At 51.6% G+C, this 25271-nt stretch carries 18 protein-coding genes and 3 tRNA genes; 16 read left to right on the top strand and 5 right to left on the bottom strand.

Annotated features, from left to right (window positions below; translation table 11 throughout):
• Positions 1 to 38: 38 nt before the first annotated feature.
• Positions 39 to 806: a 2,3-diphosphoglycerate-dependent phosphoglycerate mutase gene (gene gpmA / locus ACQY6Y_RS03860; RefSeq protein WP_428378998.1), complete on the bottom strand. Its 768-nt coding sequence runs from the start codon at positions 804 to 806 to the stop codon at positions 39 to 41.
• Between the two features lie 253 nt (positions 807 to 1059).
• Between gpmA and ACQY6Y_RS03865 the strand changes: the two genes are divergently transcribed.
• The 16 genes from ACQY6Y_RS03865 to ACQY6Y_RS03940 all read left to right on the top strand — a co-directional run bounded on the left by ACQY6Y_RS03865 (position 1060) and on the right by ACQY6Y_RS03940 (position 18512).
• Positions 1060 to 1134, top strand: a tRNA-Gly gene (locus ACQY6Y_RS03865).
• A gap of 157 nt (positions 1135 to 1291) precedes the next feature.
• Entirely contained in the window at positions 1292 to 2569 is a 1278-nt protein-coding gene (locus ACQY6Y_RS03870; RefSeq protein ID WP_428378999.1) for an aminopeptidase, read from the top strand.
• Positions 2570 to 2642: 73 nt separating this feature from the next.
• Positions 2643 to 2718, top strand: a tRNA-Lys gene (locus tag ACQY6Y_RS03875).
• A 308-nt stretch (positions 2719 to 3026) separates the two neighbouring features.
• A complete protein-coding gene (locus tag ACQY6Y_RS03880) occupies positions 3027 to 4145 on the top strand; it encodes an IS1249 family transposase (RefSeq protein WP_428378537.1) in 1119 nt (372 codons plus the stop codon).
• Positions 4146 to 4581: 436 nt separating this feature from the next.
• Positions 4582 to 5841 (top strand): argininosuccinate synthase, encoded by a 1260-nt coding sequence (locus tag ACQY6Y_RS03885; RefSeq protein WP_428379000.1) that lies wholly within the window; start codon positions 4582 to 4584, stop codon positions 5839 to 5841.
• 162 nt (positions 5842 to 6003) lie between these two features.
• Complete coding sequence (argH, locus tag ACQY6Y_RS03890) at positions 6004 to 7395, top strand: argininosuccinate lyase (RefSeq protein ID WP_428379001.1); 1392 nt, start codon at positions 6004 to 6006, stop codon at positions 7393 to 7395.
• A gap of 188 nt (positions 7396 to 7583) precedes the next feature.
• Positions 7584 to 11036 (top strand): InlB B-repeat-containing protein, encoded by a 3453-nt coding sequence (locus tag ACQY6Y_RS03895; RefSeq protein ID WP_428379002.1) that lies wholly within the window; start codon positions 7584 to 7586, stop codon positions 11034 to 11036.
• A gap of 197 nt (positions 11037 to 11233) precedes the next feature.
• The gene (locus ACQY6Y_RS03900) at positions 11234 to 11362 is read left to right on the top strand and encodes a hypothetical protein (protein WP_428379003.1); all 129 of its coding nucleotides are present in this window, start codon (positions 11234 to 11236) and stop codon (positions 11360 to 11362) included.
• Between the two features lie 75 nt (positions 11363 to 11437).
• Entirely contained in the window at positions 11438 to 12784 is a 1347-nt protein-coding gene (gene purB / locus ACQY6Y_RS03905; protein WP_428379004.1) for an adenylosuccinate lyase, read from the top strand.
• A gap of 17 nt (positions 12785 to 12801) precedes the next feature.
• Positions 12802 to 13065, top strand: a complete 264-nt coding sequence (locus ACQY6Y_RS03910; protein WP_428379005.1) for a TIGR03905 family TSCPD domain-containing protein — start codon at positions 12802 to 12804, stop codon at positions 13063 to 13065.
• An 80-nt stretch (positions 13066 to 13145) separates the two neighbouring features.
• Positions 13146 to 14309, top strand: a complete 1164-nt coding sequence (locus tag ACQY6Y_RS03915; RefSeq protein WP_428379006.1) for a Tat pathway signal protein — start codon at positions 13146 to 13148, stop codon at positions 14307 to 14309.
• A 127-nt stretch (positions 14310 to 14436) separates the two neighbouring features.
• Positions 14437 to 15156, top strand: coding sequence for a response regulator (locus ACQY6Y_RS03920; RefSeq protein ID WP_428379007.1), 720 nt, complete (start codon positions 14437 to 14439; stop codon positions 15154 to 15156).
• 21 nt (positions 15157 to 15177) lie between these two features.
• The gene (locus ACQY6Y_RS03925; RefSeq protein ID WP_428379008.1) at positions 15178 to 16728 is read left to right on the top strand and encodes a sensor histidine kinase; all 1551 of its coding nucleotides are present in this window, start codon (positions 15178 to 15180) and stop codon (positions 16726 to 16728) included.
• 62 nt (positions 16729 to 16790) lie between these two features.
• Entirely contained in the window at positions 16791 to 17687 is an 897-nt protein-coding gene (locus tag ACQY6Y_RS03930) for a phosphoribosylaminoimidazolesuccinocarboxamide synthase (RefSeq protein ID WP_428379009.1), read from the top strand.
• A complete protein-coding gene (locus ACQY6Y_RS03935) occupies positions 17674 to 18384 on the top strand; it encodes a hypothetical protein (RefSeq protein ID WP_428379010.1) in 711 nt (236 codons plus the stop codon). The genes ACQY6Y_RS03930 and ACQY6Y_RS03935 overlap by 14 nt, the downstream gene beginning before the upstream one ends.
• Positions 18385 to 18436: 52 nt before the next feature.
• A tRNA-Arg gene (locus ACQY6Y_RS03940) sits at positions 18437 to 18512 on the top strand.
• 249 nt (positions 18513 to 18761) lie between these two features.
• On the opposite strand, the gene pknB is transcribed toward ACQY6Y_RS03940, so the two are convergent.
• The 4 genes from pknB to ACQY6Y_RS03960 all read right to left on the bottom strand — a co-directional run bounded on the left by pknB (position 18762) and on the right by ACQY6Y_RS03960 (position 25270).
• Positions 18762 to 20609, bottom strand: coding sequence for a Stk1 family PASTA domain-containing Ser/Thr kinase (pknB, locus tag ACQY6Y_RS03945; protein WP_428379011.1), 1848 nt, complete (start codon positions 20607 to 20609; stop codon positions 18762 to 18764).
• 113 nt (positions 20610 to 20722) lie between these two features.
• Positions 20723 to 23602 carry an FtsW/RodA/SpoVE family cell cycle protein gene (locus ACQY6Y_RS03950; RefSeq protein WP_428379012.1) on the bottom strand — a complete coding sequence of 960 codons (2880 nt, stop codon included), beginning with the start codon at positions 23600 to 23602 and terminating at the stop codon, positions 20723 to 20725.
• Positions 23559 to 24776, bottom strand: coding sequence for a Stp1/IreP family PP2C-type Ser/Thr phosphatase (locus ACQY6Y_RS03955; protein WP_428379014.1), 1218 nt, complete (start codon positions 24774 to 24776; stop codon positions 23559 to 23561). Before ACQY6Y_RS03955 ends, ACQY6Y_RS03950 begins: the two co-directional genes overlap by 44 nt.
• 80 nt (positions 24777 to 24856) lie before the next feature.
• A complete protein-coding gene (locus tag ACQY6Y_RS03960; protein ID WP_428379015.1) occupies positions 24857 to 25270 on the bottom strand; it encodes an FHA domain-containing protein in 414 nt (137 codons plus the stop codon).
• Position 25271 lies beyond the last annotated feature (1 nt).

The following is a 25271-nucleotide window of genomic DNA, read 5'->3' on the forward strand; positions in this document are numbered from 1 at the left end:
GCCTCTGTATCCGGTGATGGATTTGTCGGTCGCGCGGATCAACTGCGTGCCTTGCCCTGGTTGGCTACGGCTGCCATCTTGGCAGCAATGGTGCTTGGGTCGCCGAGGTAGCGTTTGCTGCACACGTTAAAATCAGCGTCGAGCGCGTAGGCGAGCGGTATACCAGTCGGAATATTGACCTCGAGAACCTCCTCGGGCGTGAGTCGCTCGAGCTTCATGGTGAGAGCGCGCAAACTGTTGCCGTGCGCGACGATGAGCACCCGCTTTCCTGCGCTCAGCTGTGGCCTGATCTCGCGCTCGAAATATGGCCAGACGCGCTCGACGGTGGTTGCCAAACATTCGGTGAGCGGCAAGCATTCAGCTGATATGTCGCGGTACATCGACTGACCGTGTGGGTCTCGGGTATCTCCGGCTTTAAGCGCGGGTGGCTCGACGTCGAAGCTACGCCGCCAGATCTTCACCTGCTTCTCGCCGTATGTTTCTGCGGTCTCGGCTTTGTCGAGACCCTGGAGCGCTCCGTAATGACGTTCGTTGAGTTCCCAGGCTTTTACGATGGGCAGCCAGGTGCGGTCGAGTTCGTCGAGCACGATGTCCAGGGTGTGGATGGCGCGCTTGAGTCGACTCGTATAGCAGATGTCGAAGTCGAATCCTTCGCGTGCAAGGGCGCGTCCGCCCTCAGCAGCCTCGACACGTCCTGTCTCGGAAAGGTCGATGTCCGTCCAACCGGTGAAGAGATTCAAGCGATTCCACAAGCTCTCCCCGTGGCGGATTAGTACGAGTTGCATGGATTCCGGTGAGTTGGACATGGTTCCTCCAAAAGGTAGACAAAGATAACTTTTTTAATTTTATCGTGTTTCGAGAAAATAGTTAGATAAAACTAACTTTAAGAGAAGATCCGGTAGAGGAGGTCAATCATGGATAGGATCCAACGCGGTCTGATGTACCTCGAGGACCTCGATTTCATGCGGATCGTGGGCGTTTCCGCAGTCGATGTCTTGTCCCGTGAAAACGAGCGGGCTATACTATCGTTCACGTCGGTTGGCTTCGACAAATGTATATGCGGGCATCGCCAAGTGGTAAGGCATCAGCTTCCCAAGCTGACATTCGCGGGTTCGAGTCCCGTTGCCCGCTCCATTGATTTTATCGGTCTAACAATTAGTTAGGCCGTTTTTTATGAGAGCCTGCCGTACGCCCGTCTCATTTGCCACGAGCTGTATTGAAAGCGCGGAGGTCGGGTATTCTTTTTCCGGCAGATTTAGAATGGACCATATTTGAGAGGATGATTGAACGAATGACCGCTCCCTTTACGAGTGCTGAATGCCGTGCCTCAATGCGAGCGCTGGAAGATGAAATAGCAAATTACGCCGAGCTCCTTGTCTGTGATGGTGTTGCCATAAAACCAGGCCAGGAACTCGTAGTGAATGCTCCTGTTGAAGCATATGAATTTGCACGTCTTGTAGTGAAAGCAGGCTATGAAGCTGGGGCTGGGCATGTAACCGTAATTTGGGGAGACGAACGCATCTCTCGCCTAGAGTATGAAAATCTACCTCGCGAATATTTTGAAACCGTGCCTGCTTGGAAGCGTGATCAACTCAACACGCTTGCAGAGAATGGTGCGGCGTTTCTGTTTCTTTCCGGAGAAGATCCGTCTGCACTGAAAGGCATAGATCCTGCTAAGCCTGCCACGGCGCTCCGTGCACGAAATATGCAATGTCGAGCATTTCGTGATGGCATGGATTTTGGTCGCAATGCATGGTGTATTGGCGGTGTGCCAGTAGCCGCTTGGGCGCGTCAGGTATTTCCCGATGTCTCAGAAGAAGAGGCTCTGTATCGACTTTGGGCTGCCATTTTACGTGCTTCACGAGCCGATGGAGAAGATCCGCACGGTGAGCGGGAGACGCATAATGCGGCTTTCGAAAAGAATAAACGCCAGCTCAACGGCATGCATTTTGAGTCTCTGCACTACACGTCATCAAATGGAACCGATCTTATAGTTGGCCTTACCGATAAACACATCTGGGAGGGCGGTGCCGCACGGACGCAAGATGGCACGGCATTCTTTCCGAACATTCCAACTGAGGAAGTCTTTACTTCGCCAGATTGTCGTCGTGCGCAAGGCAGGGTCGTTTCGGCGCTGCCGCTCGTACATAACGGTCTGCTAGTGAGCGACTTTTGGTTTGAATTTAAAGATGGTCGCGTCGTTGATTTTGGTGCTGAACGTGGTGCTTCTGTTTTGGAAGAGATTCTTGAAACTGATGATGGAGCGCGCAGACTCGGCGAATGCGCCATTATTTCTAAAAACACTCCTATCCGGCAGAGCGGACTTATCTTCTACAACACACTTTACGACGAGAATGCCAGCTGTCATCTAGCACTGGGCATGGGCTTTCCTGATTGTTATGAGGGAGGCTATGAAATGACAGCAGAAGAACTTGCAGAAAAGGGCGTGAACAAGTCACATACGCACGTTGACTTTATGATTGGGTCAGATGACTTAGCAATTACCGGCATCACAGCCGATGGAAAAGAGGTTCCATTCTTTATAAATGGGCAATGGGCGTGGGAATAGCGTGATAATCTACAATCAGGTCTTGCCCTCAATGGGTTAGAATCGCTATCCTAGTAAATCGCTAATGCGCTATGCGTCCTTAGCTCAGTTGGCAGAGCAGGGGACTTTTAATCCCAAGGCCGTGGGTTCGACCCCCACAGGACGCACCAGAGATTGTTAAAACGGACGTCTTTTATGGCGTCCGTTTTTTCTTGCCGTTATGTTGTGAGTGCGGCTTATGAAATATTGCTAAATAAGCAAAAAATTGCCGAAGTTTTTATTAAAAAATTGCCGGCTTATAGGACAAAAAGTGTGCTGTCGAAACGGTCGTCTACGCAGGTGGGCGGCCGTTTCCCATACCCTTAAATCTTGCTCACCCCTTTTAGCACTCGGACAGAAAGTGTGCTGTCCGAATCGGTGCCGTCGCAGGTAGGAGCCGGAAAATCGAGCTGTTAAATCTCTCGGACGGGAGGGCTCGATGAAAAGGGTGAAGTGCCCGTGCTGTGGAGCGGCGATGCGCAGGAACGGAAGGACCACGGCGGGCGCGCAGAGATGGCGCTGCGAGTCCTGCGGGGCATCGAGGACCGTCTCGTACGACGACAGTGCCGCCTGGCTCGAAGAGTTTCTGGCGTGGCTGCTCTCAAAGGCGAGGCAGGCAGACATGCCCGGTCAGGGGCGCACGTTCAGGAGGAAGACCTCCGGATTCTGGCGGGTGTGGCCCATGCCCGAGCCGACCGGTGAGGTCCACAGGGTGCTCTTCCTCGACGGCATCTGGCTCGACCGGAACCTCGTCGTGCTGATAGCCTACGACGGGGAGCATGTGGTTTCGTGGTACATGGCCGAGTCGGAAACCTCAAGGGCCTGGGAGGCGCTCATGGCGCCCATCCCGGCTCCGGACGTGGTGGTGTGCGATGGAGGAACAGGGTTCGCTTCGGCGGTCCGCCGGACATGGCCGCGCACGAGAGTCCAGAGGTGCCTGTTCCATGCGTTCTCGCAGGTGAGGAGGTACACGACGACGAGGCCAAGGCTCCAGGCCGGCAGAGAGCTCTACGCGCTTTCCATCGAGCTCATGCATCTGGACACCCTTCGGCAGGCCGATTGGTGGGTCGAGCGCTATCTTCAGTGGTGCGGGTTCTGGGCCGACTTCCTCGAGGATGTCTCCTTCATCGACGGGAGACGCGTATTCACACACGAGAGGCTCAGAAAGGCCCGCTCATCACTCTCGAGACTCGTCTCCCAAGGAACGCTCTTTACCTACCTTGATCCGACCCTGACCGCAGAGGGTCCACTGCCGCGTACCAACAACCCGATCGAGGGCGGCGTCAACTCACAACTCAGGGATGTCCTGCGCAACCACCGCGGGCTGTCACTCATGCGTCGGGTCAAGGCGGTCTTCTGGTGGTGCTACATGCACACCGAGAGCCCAAGACCGGCAAGAGAGCTTATCCGCTCCATGCCAACTGACGACGATATCGACTTCCTCTATAGGACCTACTCGCTATCACCCAAGAGAGAGGATGGGGGTCCAGAATGGGGTGATCGAGCCGTGTGGGAGGAGCTGCACCACAAGGACCCGTACCCGTTCTGGCTAGACTGACAGCACACTTTTTGTCCTATAAGCCAAATTGCCGTATTTCTCTATTTCGGTAGTTCTGAAATGCTGTTCTCTTGTAAAGTCTCATCCATCAGAAGAGAACTGCAGATCACTTCGATTATTCATTCGACTTTGAGAGGAGGCCCACAATGCAGAACATGCTCACTCAGATGATGGACCTCCGACGCCAGGCTCGACGAATCTAGCAGCGAAGCCAGCGCGCGTAGTTCTCAGTCCTTAAGCATACTGCTTACAAATGTGAACAGCACCTGGCACGCCGGGTGCTTTTTTCTGGCGAACGCTGCGCCTCTAGAGCGCTCGTATGGGATTTCGTATTTGTTGATAAAGCCCATCGCAAAGCGCTTCATTTCTCAAATCCAACAATGAGCAAACAATTTCCAATAGCAGGAATAACGGCGGAGAGAATAGGGAGACTTTCATGACCGCTACAGGACAAACCCCTCAGACAGATACTCCTAAAGAAAAGGTCGTGCTTGCATACTCAGGTGGCCTTGATACCTCGGTAATTGTTAAGTGGCTTCAGGTTGAGATGAATCTTGACGTCATTGCTATTTGCGGCAACGTCGGACAGGATGAGAAAGACCTCGCTGCAACGAAGCAGAAGGCGCTTGACCTCGGTGCTATTGTCTCCGAAGCAATTGATATGCGTGAGGAGTATGCTGACGTCATCCTTTCAAAAGCCATTTGGGCTAATGGCAAGTATGAAGGTACCTACCCGCTGCTTTCTGCGCTTTCTCGTCCCCTTATTGCGAAGCATATTGTTGACTTGGCGCATCAGTACGGTGCGAAATATGTTGCGCATGGGTGCACAGGCAAAGGCAACGATCAGGTGCGTTTTGACACCTGCATCCACGGTCTCGATCCTTCACTTACTATTCTTGCACCGGTGCGTGAGTGGAATCTCACCACACGTGAAGAAGAGATGGAATGGGCAGAGGCTCATGGCGTGCCAGTTCCCACAACGCGCAAGCGTCCTTACTCCATTGACGACAATCTTTGGGGACGCGCTATTGAGTGCGGTGTCCTTGAGGACACATGGAACACACCACCTTCAGACATTTGGACTATGACGGCTAATCCCGAGGATTGCCCCAATGAGCCTGAAACTGTTGTCATTGGTTTTGAGGGCGGTATCCCGACTTCTATCAATGGCGAGAAGATGTCACTTCTCGACGTTATTATCAAGGCAAACGAGATTGCAGGAAGAAATGGCTTTGGCCGCATCGATGTAATCGAAGATCGTGTTGTTGGTATTAAGAGCCGTGAGTGCTATGAGTGCCCTGCATCGCTGCTGCTTATTCAGGCACACCAAACGCTTGAAAGCCTTTGCTTGGATGCAGAGTGCTTGCGCGAGAAGGCAAAGCTTGATGTTGACTGGGCGCACGCTGTGTATAACGGCCTTTGGTTCTCGCAGAATCGTATGGCCATTGATGCCTACAACGCCTACACACAGAAGTATGTCACCGGTGAAGTGCGTCTTAAGCTCTGCAAGGGCGGTCTGTTTGTTGATGGCATGCGTTCGCCTTACAGCCTGTATGATTACGGTCTGGCAACGTATGACGAGGGCGACACCTTTGATCACACCGCTTCAAAGGGCTTCATTGAGCTTCATGGCCTGCAGTCAAGGACATGGTCACGTGTACAGGGTCCTGGCAGCGGTATGCAGTCGGCACTCTAGAGCTCTGAACGTTCGTTCCATGAAACGACACATCTATAAAGCTGCGTAGAGCAGCGACCAATATGACGCTCTCATGCTGTATGCACTTCTTATTGTGCGCAGTGTGGGAGCGTTTCTCGATTAAGCTTGAAAGGTACCAGATTTACGACGAAAGGGTGCATCATGGCATTGTGGGGCGGCAGATTTGAAAAGGGTGTCGATGCGTTTACGCAGGAATTTGGAGCCTCACTTGAGGTAGATAAGGCCATGGCGTCGCAAGATATTGCTGGTAGTCGTGCTCATGCACGCATGCTTGCCGAGCAGGGGATAATTTCTGGAGAAGATCAGGCTGCAATTGATGAAGGGCTTCAGCGCATCGCTCAGCGCATTGAAGATGGCTCCTTTATATGGGATGTGAACGATGAAGATGTTCATATGGCAGTAGAAGGAGAGCTCACGCGCGAAATTGGAACGCCGGGAGCACGTCTACACACCGGGCGTTCGCGCAACGATCAGGTTGCGTGCGATCTGCGTCTGCTTGCAAAAGATCTCTGCAACCATCTCATCCAGGGAAATATTGCACTTCGCCGGGTTCTTCTCGATGCTGCTGAGAAGAACCTTGATGTTGTCATGCCGGGTTATACACATCTCCAGCACGCGCAGCCAGTGTTGTTAGGCCATCACTTGCTGGCATATTTTTGGATGTTCTCACGGGACTTTACGCGCCTTGTAGCCGCTCAAACCGCAGCGGATGCAAATCCACTTGGGGCGGCAGCGCTGGCAGGTACCACCTATCCGCTCGATCGCAAACGTACAAGCAAGCTTTTGGGGTTCTCCCGCACCATTCCCAATTCAATGGACGCTGTGTCTGACAGGGATTATCTACTTGACCTGGAATATGCCTGCTCGGTGAGCATGATGCATCTGTCACGTTTGTGCGAGGAGATTGTCCTTTGGAGCACAACCGAGTTCGGATTTATCACGCTTTCGGATAGCTATGCCACAGGCTCTTCCATCATGCCGCAGAAGAAGAATCCTGACTTTGCTGAGCTTACTCGCGGTAAGACTGGCCGTGTGTATGGTGACCTTATAGCACTTCTCACTACGATGAAGTCGCTTCCACTTGCCTATAACAAAGATCTGCAGGAGTGCAAAGAAGGGCCTCTGGATGCAGCGCACACGCTTTCCGACTGTATGGAGATAGCAGCAGGCATGATAGAAACGATGACGGTACATCCAGACGTTATGCTTGCGCAGGCAAAAACTGGATTTACCGCAGCTACCGACGTGGCCGACTATCTCGCAAAAAAAGGAATGCCCTTCCGCGACGCTCATCGCGTAGTAGGAGAGTTGGTGCTGTATTGCGAGAAGCACGGTAAGGGCTTGGAGGACCTCACGCTGGAGGAATTCCAGGCTGCAAGTCCTCTGTTTGAGGCAGACATTGTGAAAGATCTTGATCCTGCAGGCATTGCAAATGCCCGAGTTACCTATGGTGGCACTGGTCATGATGCCGTGGTTGAACAACTTGCAGAAGCGCGTGCTTTGCTCGAGAAGGAAAGTGAAAAACCTGAGTAGTGCGTAGGTATTACGGTGAACGTTAGGAGCTGTCTTTAAACATGCTGTCAGGAATTTTGGTATTGTGATTGAAATGCACCACCTAACAGTTTTATAAATGAACGATAAGCTGGCGGGAAAATGGCAGAACAGACTTTCACATCAGTAGGCTTAGTTCTGGCATTTTGCATGAGAAAAAAGGAGCATAAATGAGCACAAAAAAGACTGTAGGCTCTGCCGCCATGTCAGTCTTGCTCTCTGCATCCCTTGCAGTCTCGCCTCTGCTTTCTGTTCCGGCATATGCGGAAAATGAAGTGGGGGGGGGGAGTGTCACTGACTCTATTGTAGAAGGTGATGACTCCGCTGTTCTAGGGGAAGAGAGTACGACTACAGGCCAAGGTGCTGAGAATCCTACAAATGTCGCCTCTGACCAAAGTGAAACAGCACTCCCATCTGATGATGCGGGGACTTCGTCTGGCGTTGAAGATTCTAAAGCTGGAGAAGCACCTCAATCAGTCGGTGCAGCCTCTGTTAATGGAAAGAGTTATGACACGCTGCAAGAGGCTTTTGATAATGCCGATGGGCAAACCGTAGTCCTCAGCCAAAACGTAACGCTGACTACCCCCATTGTTGTAACAAACAATGCAACATTGGATCTTCATGGTTGCACTATTACAGGCGAAGGCCTCTCACATATTGTTGGTGTGAAATCGGGAGCAACCTTAACTATCCAGGATTCCGCAGGAAATGGATCTATTTCAGGTGGAACAACAGCAGCGTTGCTGGTGAATGGTTCCGCAATTCTTGAGAGTGGTACTATCGACTCCGAAGTCAGAGGAGTTTTGGTTAACAATGAGGGCTCAAGCTTTTCAATGACTGGCGGCTCGGTAACCGGTACTTCTGAAGCTGTTCGTGGTCAGCGTGCAACTATTACCTTGAGTGGTGGATTAGTACAGTCAGACACAGATCCGCTGGTTCTTTTGGCATCTAATGCAACTATCTCAGGGAGTGCAGCTCTTAAGGGTGCGTATGGTGTCAGCTTGTTTAACCTGGACGCATCCGGTAAGTTGAACAACACCCAGGGTGCCACACCCTCCTCGGTAACAATGGACGGTGGCTCCATTGAGTGCACGGCGTTTGCCATCTCAGGCAATAATCTGCAATCTGCAACTTGTTCGGCAACAATAAATGGTGGAACTATCACAGCTACTGATACAGCCATTTATTGGCCTATGGAGGGCAAACTTACCGTTACCGGCGGCTCTATTACTGGTGGTAATGCCATTGAAGCGAAAATGGGCACTATTTCTATTTCCGGGGGCACACTCACCGGAACAGAAGCCTATTCCTTTGGATATTCTGGCGGTGGCAGTTATTCAGATGGCGCGGCCGTGAAACTTGTTACACAGCAGTACGGTGCATCCGATGGCCAATATATGAATTCACCCGACCTCGATGTTGATATTACGGATGGAACACTGACAAGTACTAATGGCAATGCTGTGACGGTTTACAGAGCTGATAAAACTAACGCAGCAAATGGTGATAACCTCAGCGCCACGATTGACATAGCTTCTGAAGCCACGTTAGAGGCTGCTGAAGGACGAGATCCCATTCGTATTTCTGCGACGGACGGAGACTATAAGATTATCGAAGGCTCGGTCTCAACGAGCAATACAACAATTAGCAGCCCTGAGCTTGAGAATCTTGTAGTTAAAGCGGACACTACAACCCTTACATCTGCAAATTCATCCATTAATTCAAATACGCTTTACTCTTCTGTGAGCAGCGCTCTTAACGACACACGCAGCGAGGGAACGGCAACGCTTTTGGATGATGTTGCCGAAGATGTGGTTGTTCCCCAAGATGCTAACGTGAAGATTGATCTTGGTGGGCACACGTTAAATGGTACGGTTACCAATAACGGTACGCTTCAAATTACAGGTGATGGTACCTTTGAGGGACAAGTTACCGGTAATGATGCAACCGTGGACGAAAGCGTAACCGAGGCGGTTGCTAAGATTGGCGATACTCCTTACGAGTCGGTTCAGGAGGCCATTAATGCAGCAACTGAAGGTCAGACTGTTCAGCTTGTTGCTAATGTAACCGAATCTATAACTGTCGATAAGAACGATTCAATTACGCTTGATTTGAATGGCAACACGCTCACTAACGAGAACAATAAGCATACCATTACCAATAACGGAGCCCTTACCGTTATTGATTCTGTAGGTGGTGGAGTTGTAGACAACGTCTCTCATGGCAAGGCTGCGCTTGCCACAAGTGAGGGTTCGACCACTACTCTTAATGGCGGAATATTCAAACGTTCGCAGGAAGCTGGTACGCTTGACTACGCTACTGGCAGCAGTAATGCAAACGGCAATTCCTATTACACTATTCTCAACCAGGGTGAACTTACCATTAATGACGGAACGACCGTTGAGCTGCTCCTTGCTGATGGCACACCAGCAGGACATTCGAGCATCATTGACAATGGCTGGTTCTCTGGAAGACCAAATGAGGAAGGCTATAACGCCAAGCTCACTATCAACGGTGGCACTATTAATGGTGGAAAATACGTAAAGAACGACTCCTATGGTGTGCTCGAGGTGAACGGTGGCAAGCTTATCAATGGTGCCAACACCTCCATTCTTAACTGGAATGAGGCAACTATAAACGGCGGTACCTTTGATCCTTGTGATCAGGCTTCCGGCATCATTTATAACCTCAAGGATAGAGGTGGTATTGAGAGCGGAACCATTGATATTAAGGGCGGTACTTTTATTACAACGGGTAGCCAGGCTCCTTTCTTCACTGACAATAGTGGAAATAGTTCCGATGACATTGAAGTGTCTGGCGGAACCTATCAGGGCAATGCGCCTGACGAGTCCTACATTGTGTCAGGTTCTGGGTTAAACCAAAATCAAGACGGCTCTTTCGGCGTCCATGCTCACAGCCTTCAGGTTGTTGATGCTCAAGATCCAAGCTGCACTGAAGAAGGCAATGCAAAATACTGGCAGTGCGCCATCTGTGGAGATTGCTTCAAGGATGAGAATGGGACTCAGCCAACAACTCCTGAGGAAATGAGCATCCCTGCCACAGGACATCAGCTTGTTCATGTTGAAGCATCAGATCCTACTGGTACACAAGACGGCAACATCGAATATTGGACTTGCCCGGTATGTCATAAGTACTTCTCTGATGCTGCTGGGAAGACTGAAATTGATCCATCAAGCGTTGTTGTGCCAGCAGTTAAACATACAGTAACCTTGGTATATGGGCATGGACTTCCTAATGGAACAGTAGAGGTGCCTGACGGCGGAGTAATCTCTGGTCTCACCGATCCAAGCTATGCGGGTTGGACTTTCGTCGGTTGGTTTACAAACCGTGCCGAAGACGGGACAGTATCTGGTGAGTATCAGTTTGGCCAGCCAATAACTGAAGACATAACACTTTATGCTGGTTGGGTGCAGAATGATACTGAGGATAAAATCCCTGTTTCACCAGAAGGTGCAGATGAGCAGAAGACTGAGAACAAGAAAGATTCTGCAACTTTGCCCCAGACGAGCGATTCTACAAACAATGTAGCACCTGCTGCTTTGGCAGCTGTAGGGGTTGCACTTGCAGCGGGAGCTGCTATCTCTCGTCGTCGTGAGGCATAGGAAACATTTTTGAGTCTTGCCTAAACAGCTTATACATGAAAAGAGCGGCCCGACTTGCATCGGGTCGCTCTTTCCTTATCTGCATAACGTTTGCGGATGCTGGCTTTATACTTTTACAAGAATTGAGTTGCTGAGATTAAACATCTAGGCGCAACAGGGGCATTCGCCCGACGTATTTGGTAAATAAGGACAGTACTATGAGCATGCTAACAACAGTTCTCCCCAGTACATCTGATCCTACAAACAACATATTGCCCGTTGTGTTTGTAGTAATTGCAATTGTGGTTATTGTCGTTGCGGCAGTCCTTCGGAGCCGTAAACATTAACAAGTGGTTAGTATGGAAAACCCAGAGAATTTATTTGGGTGAAGTAGGTACGCCGCGTCCTCCAAAGGAGACTTCATGATTGACCGTTATACCCGTCCGGAAATGGGCCACATCTTCTCGCTGGAGAATAAGTATGCCATCTGGCAAGAGATTGAGGTGCTTGCCTGCGAGGCACACGCTGAGATGGGAAAGATTGGCATCACGCGCGAAGAGGCAGCGTGGATTCGCGAGCATGCGGATTTTAATAAGGACGAGGTAGACGCTATTGAGGCAGTAACCAATCATGACGTTATTGCATTTCTCACCAACATGGGCGAGTACATCGACCGTGAGGTGCCCGAGGGAGAGCCTAAACCCAGCCGCTGGGTTCACTTTGGCATGACGAGCTCCGATCTGGGCGACACGGCTCTGTGCTATCAGCTGGTTCAGGCAACCGACCTTCTTATTGAGGATTGCCGTCGCCTCGGCGAGATTTGCCTTCGCCGCGCCTTTGAAGAGCGCGATACGCTTTGTGTTGGGCGCACCCATGGCATCCATGCTGAGCCCATGACCTTTGGCATGAAGTTTGGTAGCTGGGCCTGGGAGCTGCGTCGCGATCTTGATCGCCTTATTGACGCTCGTAAAAACGTGGCCTTTGGCGCTATTTCTGGTGCTGTTGGCACCTACTCCTCCATCGATCCTTTTGTAGAGGAATACGTATGTGAGCACCTTGGTCTTGCTCACGATCCGCTCTCAACACAGGTTATTAGCCGTGATCACCATGCTTATCTTGCGGGTGTGCTTGCTACCTGCGCAGCTACCTGTGAGCGCATTGCAACCGAAATTCGCAATCTGCAAAAGACCGATACGCTTGAGGCAGAAGAGCCATTTAAGAAGGGACAGAAGGGCTCTTCCGCTATGCCTCACAAGCGCAATCCTATTACGGTTGAGAAGGTCTGTGGACTGAGCCGCGTAGTCAAGGCAAATGCACAGGTTGCCTTTGATAACGTGGCACTTTGGCACGAGCGTGACATTTCCCACAGCTCTGCAGAGCGTGTTGCTCAGGCAGATAGCTTTATTGCACTTGACCATATGTATCAGTGCCTGATCCGCATTGTTGACGGCCTTATCCTCTATCCCGAGCAAATGAAGGCAAACCTCAACAAGACCCGTGGACTTATTTTCTCTTCGAAAGTGCTATTGGCTCTTGTCGAGACGGGTATAACACGTGAAGAGGCCTACAAAATTGTTCAGGAAAACGCTATGGCAACATGGCGAGAGGTGCAGCAGTGCACAGGTGGAACAACCTTCCGTGAGAAACTCGAGGCGGATCCGCGTTGTACGGTAAGCAGCGAAGAGCTCGATCGTATTTTTGATCCGTGGAGCTTCCTCACACGTGTTGACGTTGTATTTGAGCGCTTGGGCACCCTCAGCTTCGACTGATTGAGGAGCTTGTCTATATGATTTCTTATGACTATAAGCCGCGTGGCGTATGTGCTCGCAACATCCATGTAGAGCTTACCGACGATGGAAAAACCATCGAGTCGATCTCTTTTGTTGGTGGATGTAATGGCAACCTGAAGGCAATTAGCAAGCTGGTTCGCGGTATGTCTGTTGATAGTGTTTGCGAAATTCTGGAAGGCAACACGTGCGGAGCTCGCTCCACGTCTTGTGCCGACCAACTGACGCATGCTTTACGTGCGGTGTCATTTCATAAACAATGATGCAGCCGAAACGTCATAAGAGCTCATGGAGCAGGCCGTTTTCGCGGCGCACGCTTCTTAAAGGAGCGGCCGCTACGGGCGTGGCGGTCGCAACGGTTCAGCTTGTCTCTGGCTGCTCATCGGAAGACGAGAAGCAGACGGGCAACCCAACGGTTGTAGACGATGGGTCGGCAACAAGCATTCTTGATACCTATTCAGAGGCCGACCTTGCGCTCACTGCTTCAGCAAGCTGGGAGCTTCCATTGGGGAGCGTGTTGTTTGCAGCAGAAGGAAGCTGGCTTCCTGTATTGGCTGCAGGCAACACTGCTACCCAAATGATCAAGGGATCTGCACTTTCGATTGAATCGGGAACACTGGTAGATGTGGTCCCAGAATGCATTAGCGAGGGTTCTGGCTGGGTTGTGTATGACGCTCGGTGCTCTGACTCGGTTTACGCTTGGGTTGAACTTGATATGCTCACGCGTTCATGGGTGCTCTATGCAACGGCCCTGAGTGAAGGCGCTGCTCAAGGCAGCCCTTCAAAGCTAGCGGAGGGAAACTCCGATTACGATCCCCCTCAAATAGCTTGCTCAGCCGATCATGTCATTTGGCTTAACATGCCATCGGCTAAAGGGTCAAAACGTCAAGATCATTCGTTTTGTTATTTCTGGACATTAGGCGGTTCCGATGCAACTTCTGTTGTGGAATCACCTGGCAGGTTTGGGTGTGCGCCTTCTGTCTCGGGAAGCACAGTCACCTTGGCACCTCGTGTGCGTGCCGATGAAGGAACCTACTACGGCATAACGGCATACGATTTGTCAGACAATCTTTCTTCAGTGGTTGATCAGCTCGTATTGCCGGCAAGCGTTCATCCGTTTTATGCCACAAGAATTGGCGATTCGTTTGTCTTCTCCATTGAAGCAAACTACGGTTCGGGTGGCTTGCTGGGCAACATGGGAACTTATATAGGTGCAGGTCAAGGTCCATTTATATCTTTGGCACGCGAGCCGTCGGCACAGGTTGCGGGCACTTCTTCGGGGTTGTATCTCATAAAGAGCAATGCTTCCTATTTTGCTGTTAATACCGAAGATCAAACCTATTCGGTTCTCACTGCCAACGACCGTGCATTGGATTACGGAGAATACCCAGCATCCGATGGGGAATGCTCACGCTTCGTAACCTTTTCAACGGTCAAAGACGAAAATACAGGATTGCCTGCAAGTGTTGTGGTAAGAGTCTTTCCGCTTGCCACAGAAACAGGATAGGATGTGTAGAAGAAATGGTCCATCTTGAGGTTGAAGGCTGACCTCATACGTGGACCTGTGGTAACGTGAGATAGTCTATAACGCGGATGGGCCGTGTTATGATGCATGCCTACAAAGGAGGCCAGCCATGGCTCCGGATGTTAAAAAGATTTTGCTGGTAGAAGACGAAGTTGCCATTCGTGATGCGGTGGCAGCATACCTCGAGCGCGAAGGATATTGGGTTCGAGGGGTAGGGGACGGACAGTCGGCTCTCGAGGAGTTCGAGAAGCATACGTTCGATCTTATCGTTCTCGACCTCATGCTTCCGAAACTTTCGGGAGAGCGTGTTTGCCGCGCTATTCGCGACACGTCCGATGTGCCCATTATTATGCTTACGGCAAAAGGCGAGGTGGAGGACCGCATCATTGGTCTTGAGCTTGGTGCGGACGACTACCTAATTAAGCCGTTCTCTCCGCGCGAGCTTATCGCCCGTGTGCGTGCACTTTTGAGGCGCGTCCATGTTGAGGCTGAGCCCCAGCTTGAGGTGCTCGACTTCGGCGATCTTGTCATTGATATTTCAGGTCATAAGGTGCTGGTTGAGGGCAAAGAGGTTGACCTCACCGCTTCTGAGTTCAAGCTCCTCACCACGCTTGCACGCTATCCTGGTCGTGTATATACACGTATGGAGCTTGTTGAGAAGGTCTTGGGTTACGACTTTGAGGGCTATGAGCGCACGATCGATTCCCATGTGAAGAATCTCCGCGCCAAGCTCGGCGATGATCCTCGTAATCCTCGCTGGCTGTATACCGTCCATGGGGTTGGGTACCGTTTCGAGGCACCAGAGAAGTCCCAGGACGCAGCTGAATAATCGTAATAGGCGGGTTTGCTTGTGGCTCACTTCGTTATTGGGAAGCGAGCGCGGCAATCAGATGCAGGCGAGTCCTCATCGGACTCGCCTCACGCATCTTGGAAGACGCTGCGCTCGGGCACGAGGCGGACAATTACTTTTGGCGCGCGCCTCACTATAACGTTTGCCCTTACCGCCATCATGACGGTGGGCATTCTTGTATTCATCCTCTCCTTTGTGTGGGAGGGACAGTTCCAGCGCTATGCTCGCTCTAATATGCAGCAGCTTGCTAACGCAACGGCCAGCGAGCTTGCGCTGCATTATGAGGAGGAGGGCGGCTGGACGAACGAGGTCCTCTCCTATGCGAGTTCTGCTACTTCGACTTCTGCCGATGCGGGTATTCAGGTTTTAAATGCTGATGGAACCGTCATTTACGACGATACCTGGGTTGTTCCTGCTCAAAGTTCTCGCGGAAGCGGTTCAGAGGGCAGTATGCCAGCTGAACCCGTGTCCCGTGCACCCGAAAGCTCGGATGCCTATGTTACTGCTTCCATACGTGTAAATGATGAAAAGGTCGGCACGGTTCGAGTATGGGCAAACGGTTCGGATGTCCTGCTTACGCGCTCCGATGCTGCATTTCGCTCCAATTCATATGGTGCGATTTGGACGGCTGCTGCTATTGCAGTGGCGTTTGCCTGTATCCTTGGCGTTTTTGTTTCTCGGTCGCTGACCGATCCTTTGAAGCGTGTGACTTCTACAGCCAAACAGATCCGTAATGGAGAACTATCGGCGCGCACAGGGCTTTCTGGTGAAGATGAGATCGGCGAGCTCGGCGAGACATTCGATGAGATGGCTACCACGCTCGAGCGCGATCTTAAGCTCGAACACCGCCTGACAAGCGATGTTGCCCATGAGCTTCGTACACCGCTCATGGCAATGATGGCAACCGTGGAAGCCATGCAGGATGGCGTGCTTCCAACAGATGACAAACATTTGGGAACTGTTGCTGATGAAACCAGACGTCTTTCGCGTTTAGTGGACGCTATGCTTCAGCTGTCTCGTATGGAAAATGGCAAAACGAAGTTTGAGCCAAAACGCACTGATATTGTTGGATTGGTGCGCGGGCTGGTTACTTCTCAAGAACAACTATTTGCCGATAGAGGCTTGCGTCTGCTCTTTACTTCTGAGACGCCACATCGTGAGTGCTATGCGAGTGTCGACAAAGATATGGTCCGCCAGGCAGTGGTGAACTTTATGAGTAATGCACTGCGGTATACCCCTGAAGGCGGCTGGGTTGTTGTCAACGTCGCACAGGGCAAAGGAGACGTGCTTATCTCTGTATCCGATACCGGCATCGGTATTGCAAAAGAGGACTTGCCCAAGGTGTTTAGCCGCTTCTGGCGTTCAGACGCATCGCGTGAACGTGCTTCTGGTGGCTTGGGTGTAGGCATGGCTCTTGCTAAAGAAATCGCCGATAGACATCACGGTTATATTTCGGTGGAGTCTGAGCTTGGCAAGGGAACTATGTTTACACTGCATCTTCCGCGTGAGTACAAGGCAGAGCAGTCTTCTTCAGCTACAATTGAAAGCTAGCTTATAGTTGCATATGCTTCTATGCTGCATATGTGCTTCGGTATAAAAAGGAGTTCTCGAATATGACAACAGCGGACCTGCGACCGGATTCTCATGGCAAGGTGAGAGATATCTACGACTGCGGCGATGCCCTGCTTATGGTGGCAAGCGACCGTATCAGTGCGTACGATTTCGTTTTGCCAGACGAAATTCCTCATAAAGGTGAGGTTCTTACTCGAATTTCGGCGTTTTGGTTCGATCGTTTTGCCGATCTTATTCCCAACCACATGATTTCGATGGACCCTGCAGATTTCCCCGAGCGCTATCGCGCTTACGAGGATTATCTCCTGGGAAGGTCGATGCTGGTCAAGAAGGCAGAAACCCTGCCGATTGAGTGCATTGTGCGCGGCTATCTTACCGGCTCTGGCAAGAAGACCTACGATCAGGACGGCACCGTCTGCGGAATCAAGCTTCCTGACGGACTGACAGAGGCCTCAAAGCTTCCTGAGCCTATCTTTACCCCTTCTACCAAGGCCGAGATTGGCGAGCATGACGAGAACATCTCCTTCGAGCGTTGTTGTGAGATTGTTGGCGATGAGATGACTACCAAGCTCAAGGATGCCTCTTTGGCTATTTATAAAGCTGCGGCTGAGTATGCTGCTACGCGCGGCATTATTATTGCTGACACGAAGTTTGAATTTGGCATTATTGACGGCGAACTCACGCTCATCGATGAGTGCCTCACTCCCGATTCCAGCCGTTTCTGGCCTGCAAAAGGTTATGAAGAGGGCAAGGTTCAGCCTTCCTATGACAAACAGTTTGTGCGCGACTGGCTGCGGGCAAATTGGGACATGACTGGAGAACCTCCACACCTGCCAGAGGATGTTGTCCGCGGTACTTCTGAGCGTTATCAGGAGGCATTCCAGATCATTACTGGTGATACGTTCGTTCCAATGAAGGAGTCTCATGTCTCTGCGTGATACGTTGCAAGGAGCTCGCGAGGAGATTGCTCAGCAGCGAGCTGCCGATAAGAACCTATCCTCTCGTGATCGCAGTGAGGAAAAAGGCGGCAAAAAAGATCGCTCTAAAGATGAGCATACGGAAGATGTCGCTTCAACGGGATTTGAGAAGCGCTCAGCAACGCGTGCAAAGCCGGCTCGTGAGGCTGCGCAGGGTGTTCGTGTTGTTGCGGCAGGTCCTTCATCAAGAGCAGCAACTAAATCCACTTCGAATCTGACGCGTGAGCAGCGCAAGCAGCAGAAGATGGAAGAAGAGCGCAATCGAGATCGTTTGGCCACCGCTACCAATATTGTGCTGGCAAAAGATCCGCTGTATCGCAAGCGTCGTATTCGCTGGTGGATTCTCGTTATTATCGGCCTTGTTATGACGGCCTCTTCCTTTGTTGTGCTCTACATTGCTGCGCCTGCAGGGGCGAGCACTGATGTTTCAACGGGCTGGGGTATGTTCACGCTCGTCTCGCTTATCCTTGCTTATGGTGGTATTATCGGCGGTCTCGTCTACGACCTCGTGCGTATTCGTCCACTGCGCCGTGCCGCTGATGATAAGTGCCGCGGTATGAGCGTAAAGCGTCTTGACGCCATCATCAAAGAGGATATTGCCGAGCGCCGTGCGCGTCGTCGTCGCAAGGGCAAGAAGGGCAGTTCCACAGCGGCATAATGTGTTGCACATGCTAAAATAGCGCCGCGGTATTATTAAGGCGCTTACTTTCGCCTCCGTAGCTCAGGGGATAGAGCACCGCTCTCCTAAAGCGGGTGTCGGCCGTTCGAATCGGCCCGGGGGCACCAGGAAATAGCAGGCCAGGGGCATAGAAAAGCCTCTGGCCTTTTTATTGATAAGACTTCCTTGTACTGCAATAACCCACAATCTCCCCCTGTATAGAAGAAAATGGTCCTTCTCAATAACGGTTTTTTGAAACTAGCGATCAACAGATGTGATAAGAACAGAAAATCTCGATCAAATTACTGCTCTTTGATTGTCATGAAAAAAGCCCGGTACATGGCGTACCGGGCTTCAAAGTAACGCAACAAACGAAGCTATGACGTTGAGCTGCTGCTATCAGAGGAATCCGAGTCCGATCCTGTATTAGAGCCACTATTGGAGGAATCACTGGAATCTGATGAATCTGAATCAGAAGAATCAGAGGAATCAGAATTCGAGTTTCCGCCACTTGGATAAGACGGCGTATAAGCAGGGCCATCCGAGACAGTAATGGTAATGGTAGTGCCCTTGGGCTGATCGCTTGTAGGCGAGTAACTCATTACCAAACCAGCTTCAACGCTGTTGCTATTGCGGTACTCTACGTTTACCTCAAAGCCAGCGGCCTGAAGTTCGCTCGTGGCAGACGTTTCAGACTTTCCGGTCACGTCAGGAACGGCCAAATTCTGAGGTCCGAGCGAGATCTGGTACGTGATAGTATCTCCAGCCTTAGCGGTTGAACCAGGTGCTACCGACTGTCCACACACCAAGCCATTTGCAACATCGTCGGAGTAAACAGATTCTCCTGCTTGCCCGCGCAGACCAAGGCTTTCAAGCTCTTTTTCTGCCTCAGCAGGCGTTTTGTTCTGCAAGTCAGGAACGGTTACATCAGCAGCAGGCTCTGGTCCACGCGAGACAACGAGATTAATCTTGGTTCCTTTAGTAACCTGCGTACCAGCACTTGGATCCTGCTCAATAATGCGGCCTTCTTCTACATTCGCGCTGTATTCTTCCGTAATCTCGCCAACTTCAAAGAAGTCGGAGTTTTCGATTTGTGAAGTCGCCTGATCTTGTGTGAGCGTTACAAAGTTCGGCACTTCTTGACGTGCGGAGTTGGAGTTCATTGCGCTTACAGCAACAACAATTCCAACGATGGCGATAATGGCAACAATAACCCCCGCGATAATTTTGTTCCTGCGCGACCGCGAGCGTTTCTCAGCTTCGTTTGTTGCTGACTCACCAATATGCTGAGAAGGAATACGGGTTGAAGTACGTCCGTTTGGTGAGATAGGTGGGGTGACCTGGCCCATGCGCTGGGTTTGTCCAGCGATGGGTGTTGGAATAGCGGTTGCACTGGATACAGCAGCCATACGACCAGCAAGATAATCACGCAAAACACGTGCAAGCTCGTCTGCAGTCTGGAAGCGATCTTGAGGGTTCTTCTGCATACAGCGAAGAATAATTCCTTCAAGCTGCGCATCGACATTGGGATTGATTTGGCTGGGAGGAACGGGCTGCTCTTGTACTTGCTTGAGCGCTACAGAAATGGCGTCATCGCCCTGGAAGGGTACTTGGCCGGTAGCTGCCTCATACATCACGATACCGAGGGAGTAGATATCAGATGTTGGGCCGAGCTCCTTGCCCTGTGTTTGTTCCGGAGAGACATAGTGCGCCGTGCCAAGAACATTGTTGTCCTGTGTGAGGTGACTGTTCTTTGCTCGTGCAATACCAAAGTCCATGACTTTGATATTGCCGTCGGGCTGAACCATGATGTTCTGCGGCTTGATATCTCTATGGATAATGTCGTGCTTGTGGGCAACAGAGAGAGCCTGCGCAATTTGTGAGCCAATTTGTGCTACCTTGCGGCAATCGAGCGCACCGTGCTTGCGAATGCCACTCTTAAGATCGGTGCCACGCAGGTACTCCATAACAATGTAGTACGTCTCACCATCTTTGCCCCAGTCGTAGACCGAGACAATGTATGGACTCTGAAGTGCTGCAGCTGCCTGTGCCTCTTGCTTAAAACGTGCAGCAAAAGATGGGTCAGATGCATATTGAGGAAGCATTGTCTTAATGGCAACCGTGCGTCCTAACACATTGTCAAGACCGCGAAAAACTGTGGCCATTCCTCCTGCGCCGATTTTGTCTTGGACCGTGTACCGGCCCCCAAGGACCCTACCTGGCATCTCTCTCCCTCTCTATCCCATGTTGCTCGTCGGTGTTGTGTTTAAAGTTCGTTTGTTGTTTGGGATAAACACCCATGCATGCATGATATATGTCTTTTCATTATTCATGTTCCTTATGCCCCCTCTGATTGCACGGCAAGCGAGGTAGCCATAACTTGTCCACCAAGCTCAGCGGCAAGGCCTTCGATGTCTTCGCCGTTGCCTTCAACGCAAATTGATATGGCAAGCGTAGGCTTGTCATAGGGAGCAAAGCCAATATAAAGCGAATTGATAACCCCATCAGAAACCTGAGCAGTTCCTGTCTTGCCAGCAACACGTACGCCGCTCACCTGAGCTGCTGTACCGGTACCGTCTTCAACAACACCGAGCATAGACTCTTTGAGTTGCTGGGCGGTTGAGCTCGAGATTGCTTGTCCAAGCGAGCGGGGCTGCGTGGTGGAAACCGTGGCGCCTTCTGGTGAAAGCACGTGGTCCACAAGATAGGGATCCATAACGATGCCGTCGTTTGCAATAGCGGCAGCAATAACAGCGTTTTGCATAACGGTCGTTTGAGGTCCAGCGGGGCTATCGTGTTGTCCAACAGGTTGTCCGCAAGCTGCCCAGGCAGTTTCCCACTCGGTCATTTCGGAAGGTACCGGCATGAGCGACGTGGCACAGGAGAAATCCTGACCTAAAGAAGTGCCGTAACCAAAGGCATTGGCATAGCTTACGAGCCTATCAGCACCAACATCAACGCCCACTTGTCCGAAGGCCGTGTTAGAAGAAACGGCAAGCGCGCGTGAAAGACTAATGGTTCCGTAGTCGGCATCATGGTCGTTGGTGACCTGCGCGCCTCCAATGGTAGTTGCAGCAGGAGCAGCAACGGAGGTATCTGGGGTCATGAGGCCCGAGTCCAGAGCGGCTGCCATAGTTACAACCTTAAAGGTTGATCCAGGAGCATAGAGGCCCTGCGTAGTGCGGTCGAGAAGAGCACCTGAACCGTCATTACTCTCGATAACCGACGAGATATTGTCATACGAGAAGCTTGGTGAGCTGGCTTTGCCCAGAATTGCTCCGGTGGACGGATCAAGAACAACAATGGCTCCCACTCGTCCCTGGAGTGCATCCTCGCAGGCCTGCTGAATACGTGAATCAATGGTGAGAACAACCGAATTGCCCGGCGTTTCTATACCCGCAAGGGAATTCAAAGCCGACATCCAGTTGGAATAGTCTGCATGACCGGTAAGGGTGTCGTTCATAGATGCCTCAACACCTGTTGCGCCATATTGCGTTGAGAGATAGCCAACAGAATGTGCGGCCAGATTGCCAGATGGATATGTGCGCACATAGGTACCGTCGGCTTGCTGCACACTTTGAGCAAGCGTGACACCATCAGATGTGATGATTGAGCCACGCTGAATATAGGCGCTGCGAGCAATCGTGTGATTGTTGTTAGGCATCTGCTGATACTCTTCTGCGCGAATCACCTGGATATAGGTGAGATTGGCGACAAGAACAGCAAAGAGCAGCGTGAAGAAGGTAATGAGGCGCGTGAGACGATGGCCAAGTGCTACACGGCCAAGCACGCCTGACTCGGGTGTGAGTAAGCCAAAGCCGCCTCGCACATGGCTACCATGAGCCACAGATGCAAAACGTGAGCCACCGGGCGCGCGAACAGCTTCGCCAGTTGCGGTACCGGTTCCCAACAACTGCTCGCCTCTGCCTGTGCCCTCATCGCCGGCGCGAAGCAGCAGTCCAACAATAATGAAGCTGGAGAGCAACGAGCTACCGCCCTGACTCATGAAGGGCAGCGTAACGCCAGTTAGTGGCAGAAGCTTGGTAACGCCACCAACGATAAGAAAGGCCTGGAAAGAAAGGGATGTGGTAAGGCCGACCGTGGTGAAGGCAGCCATGTCTGACTTTGCACGCGCCGCAGTGGCAAGCGCGCGGACTGCGAGCAGCATGAACAGAATCAAAATGGCGCTTCCACCCAAAAGACCCATTTCTTCGCCGATAGCAGAGAAGATGAAGTCGGACTCTACAACAGGAATGAGTGTTGGCATGCCCTTACCAATACCGGAGCCAATAAGGCCGCCATCGGCAAGCGAGAAGAGTGACTGTACAATCTGCATGCCGGAACCGGAGGGATCGGCAAAAGGATCAAGCCAGATCTGGAAACGCACGCGAATGTGGTTGAAAAGCATGTAGCAAAACACGCCACCAATAGCGAGCAATGCAAGTGAGACCACAACATACGAAGCGCGCCCAGTGGCCACATAAAGCATCACTACAAAGATGGTGAAGAACAGAACTGCGCTTCCCAAATCACGTTCAAATACCGCGATGAGCAACGCGACGCCCCACATCACAAACATTGGGGCAAACATGCGCAGACGTGGAATGGTGAAAGGACCAACCTTTCGACTGGATGCTGAAAGCAGTTCTCGGTTCTCTGACAAGTAGCTTGCTAAAAAGATAACAACAAGAATCTTTGCAATTTCGCCAGGCTGGAATGTGAGGGAGCCTATGCGCAACCACAGCTTAGAGCCGCCGATCTCTACACCCAAAATCATTGGAAGTATGAGCAAGATAAGGCCGGCAAGGCCAATGGTGTATTTGTAGCGGGTAAAAGCGTCGAGGCTTCGCACGACAGCAAGGGTGGCGACCATAGCAACAACACCCAGAAAAAGCCACATAACTTGGCCAACGGCTTCATCTGGAGCAAGACGCGTAACGAATGTGACGCCTATGCCAGAAAGTACGAACACGATGGGCAAAATCGCAGGGTCTGCTCCAGGAGCAAGAAAACGAATGGCTATGTGTGCCACCGCAAATGCGCCCAACAACCCGAGGGGAACCCCAAGGGTAGCCACGCTGAGCTCAGTCCCTGTATTTACAACATACATGGCGTAAATGAGAAGTACCGGCAGCGCAGCAGCGCAGAGCAGCAAAAGCTCAGTGCTGCGACGGCTAACAGCGTGAGAAGAGGGGGTGGTGGCCGCGTAGGCGTTCATGGTTATACACCCTCCCCAAAACAGTTGGCTGAGCGGTCTGATTTGCTTCTTGCGGTTGGGAAGTACCAGCACCTTGTGACTGAGCGCTATTGGCAACTTCTGCCGTCCGCTCTTTTTCAGAGGTAATTTGATCGCGATAACTTCTGATGGTTGCTTGGGCATCCGTTAGGCTTGCAACTTCAATACCGTTTTGAAGGGAGACCTGTGTTGCCTCAGGAAGGTCTTGTACCCGCACAGTAGTTGTTTCTTCGAGTGTGGAAAAAGAAATACCCAAGAAATTACCTTCAACACCTTGGTAAATGGCGACGTTACCATTGTTTATACCTACATACCAAGAATTTGAGACATAGAAAAAGAGAAAAGCGAAAAGCGCGGCAGCCACTATGAAGAGGCCTAAGATCCAGCCAATAATTGCGCGGCGGCGACGCTTGCGCACGAGCTCAGAAGCACCATCGTCCTGCACATCAATAACAATAACAGTGACATTGTCATGGCCACCGGCTTCAAGAGCGGCTGCAACAAGATTGTCGGCAGCTTGCTGAGGCGTAGCTGAAGAGACCGCAAGTTCCTCAATGATGCTGTCGGGCACCATAGAGGACAGTCCGTCTGAACAGAGAATAATGCGGTCACCGCGGGCCACATCGAGCGTGAAGTGGTCGGCATACATGTCGGGATCCGAGCCAAGTGCACGGGTAATGACAGAGCGCGAGGGATGTACACGCGCCTCGTCGGCCGTAATCTCTCCCGCGTCAACGAGTTCTTCTACAAAGGAATGGTCATGTGTTACGCGCACGAGTGAGCCTGCATGAAGCACATACAGACGCGAATCTCCCACGTGCGCTATGGCCATATGATCATTCTCAATAACAGCAGCGGTGGCAGTGCAACCCATTCCCGGTTTGCCAACGCCTTCAGCCGCCCCTTCAATAATGGCGGCATTGGCAAGCTCAACAGCGGTGCCGAGTAAGACATCGTCTGCCGTAACCGGAGCGTGTTCTGCTATGCAACGCACTGCAATGGCGCTTGCAACTTCGCCAGCGGCATGGCCGCCCATGCCGTCGCACACACAGAAGAGTGGGGCATGTACCAAAAAGGCATCTTCGTTATGGTCACGCACAAGGCCGACATCGGAACGTGCTCCCCAGGCGAGTCTGCCTGCGGAGCCAGTGTCCACGTCAGCACCTTTGCGAGAGGTTACCGGTACAGTTTCGCTGCCAGGGGCATTAACCGGTTCTGTTTTAGACGTTGTGTCGTTCATCGCCGGCCAACTCTCATGATGGTGTCTCCTACCTGTACTTCGTCACCATCACGCAAAGTTACAGGCTGTCCTATGGCATGTCCGTTTACAAACGTGCCGTTTGTTGAACCCAGGTCTTCAACCACCAGCGCTGGCCCCTGGATGGTAAACCGAGCGTGGGTAGAAGAAACAAAGGGCTCTGCAATGGTTATGTCTGAAGATGGTGAGCGGCCCACCACAACAGGGCCGAGTACGTCAAGATGCAAGCCGCGCAGCTGCTTGGGGCCTTTCTCGATGTCGACACACCAAATGGCGGCATCGGTACGCTGGCCCTTTACCAGTCCAATTCCTGTCTTCATGACGGTAAAAAGGAACAGGTAAAGCAAAACTACCAAGAGAATGCGGCCTGCAAATAAGACGAGATCAATCATG

It is taken from the genome of Olsenella sp. Marseille-QA0557 (genome assembly GCF_965119725.1).
In the GTDB taxonomy this organism is placed as follows: Bacteria; Actinomycetota; Coriobacteriia; order Coriobacteriales; family Atopobiaceae; genus Coprovicinus; species Coprovicinus avistercoris.

What these genes read in the sequence shown, in the direction of transcription:
- gpmA (WP_428378998.1), bottom strand. Translation starts at nt 806, where the DNA reads ATGTCCAACTCACCGGAATCCATGCAACTCGTACTAATCCGCCACGGG.
- ACQY6Y_RS03870 (WP_428378999.1), top strand. Translation starts at nt 1,292, where the DNA reads ATGACCGCTCCCTTTACGAGTGCTGAATGCCGTGCCTCAATGCGAGCG.
- ACQY6Y_RS03880 (WP_428378537.1), top strand. Translation starts at nt 3,027, where the DNA reads ATGAAAAGGGTGAAGTGCCCGTGCTGTGGAGCGGCGATGCGCAGGAAC.
- ACQY6Y_RS03885 (WP_428379000.1), top strand. Translation starts at nt 4,582, where the DNA reads ATGACCGCTACAGGACAAACCCCTCAGACAGATACTCCTAAAGAAAAG.
- argH (WP_428379001.1), top strand. Translation starts at nt 6,004, where the DNA reads ATGGCATTGTGGGGCGGCAGATTTGAAAAGGGTGTCGATGCGTTTACG.
- ACQY6Y_RS03895 (WP_428379002.1), top strand. Translation starts at nt 7,584, where the DNA reads ATGAGCACAAAAAAGACTGTAGGCTCTGCCGCCATGTCAGTCTTGCTC.
- ACQY6Y_RS03900 (WP_428379003.1), top strand. Translation starts at nt 11,234, where the DNA reads ATGAGCATGCTAACAACAGTTCTCCCCAGTACATCTGATCCTACAAAC.
- purB (WP_428379004.1), top strand. Translation starts at nt 11,438, where the DNA reads ATGATTGACCGTTATACCCGTCCGGAAATGGGCCACATCTTCTCGCTG.
- ACQY6Y_RS03910 (WP_428379005.1), top strand. Translation starts at nt 12,802, where the DNA reads ATGATTTCTTATGACTATAAGCCGCGTGGCGTATGTGCTCGCAACATC.
- ACQY6Y_RS03920 (WP_428379007.1), top strand. Translation starts at nt 14,437, where the DNA reads ATGGCTCCGGATGTTAAAAAGATTTTGCTGGTAGAAGACGAAGTTGCC.
- ACQY6Y_RS03930 (WP_428379009.1), top strand. Translation starts at nt 16,791, where the DNA reads ATGACAACAGCGGACCTGCGACCGGATTCTCATGGCAAGGTGAGAGAT.
- ACQY6Y_RS03935 (WP_428379010.1), top strand. Translation starts at nt 17,674, where the DNA reads ATGTCTCTGCGTGATACGTTGCAAGGAGCTCGCGAGGAGATTGCTCAG.
- pknB (WP_428379011.1), bottom strand. Translation starts at nt 20,609, where the DNA reads ATGCCAGGTAGGGTCCTTGGGGGCCGGTACACGGTCCAAGACAAAATC.
- ACQY6Y_RS03950 (WP_428379012.1), bottom strand. Translation starts at nt 23,602, where the DNA reads ATGAACGCCTACGCGGCCACCACCCCCTCTTCTCACGCTGTTAGCCGT.
- ACQY6Y_RS03960 (WP_428379015.1), bottom strand. Translation starts at nt 25,270, where the DNA reads ATGATTGATCTCGTCTTATTTGCAGGCCGCATTCTCTTGGTAGTTTTG.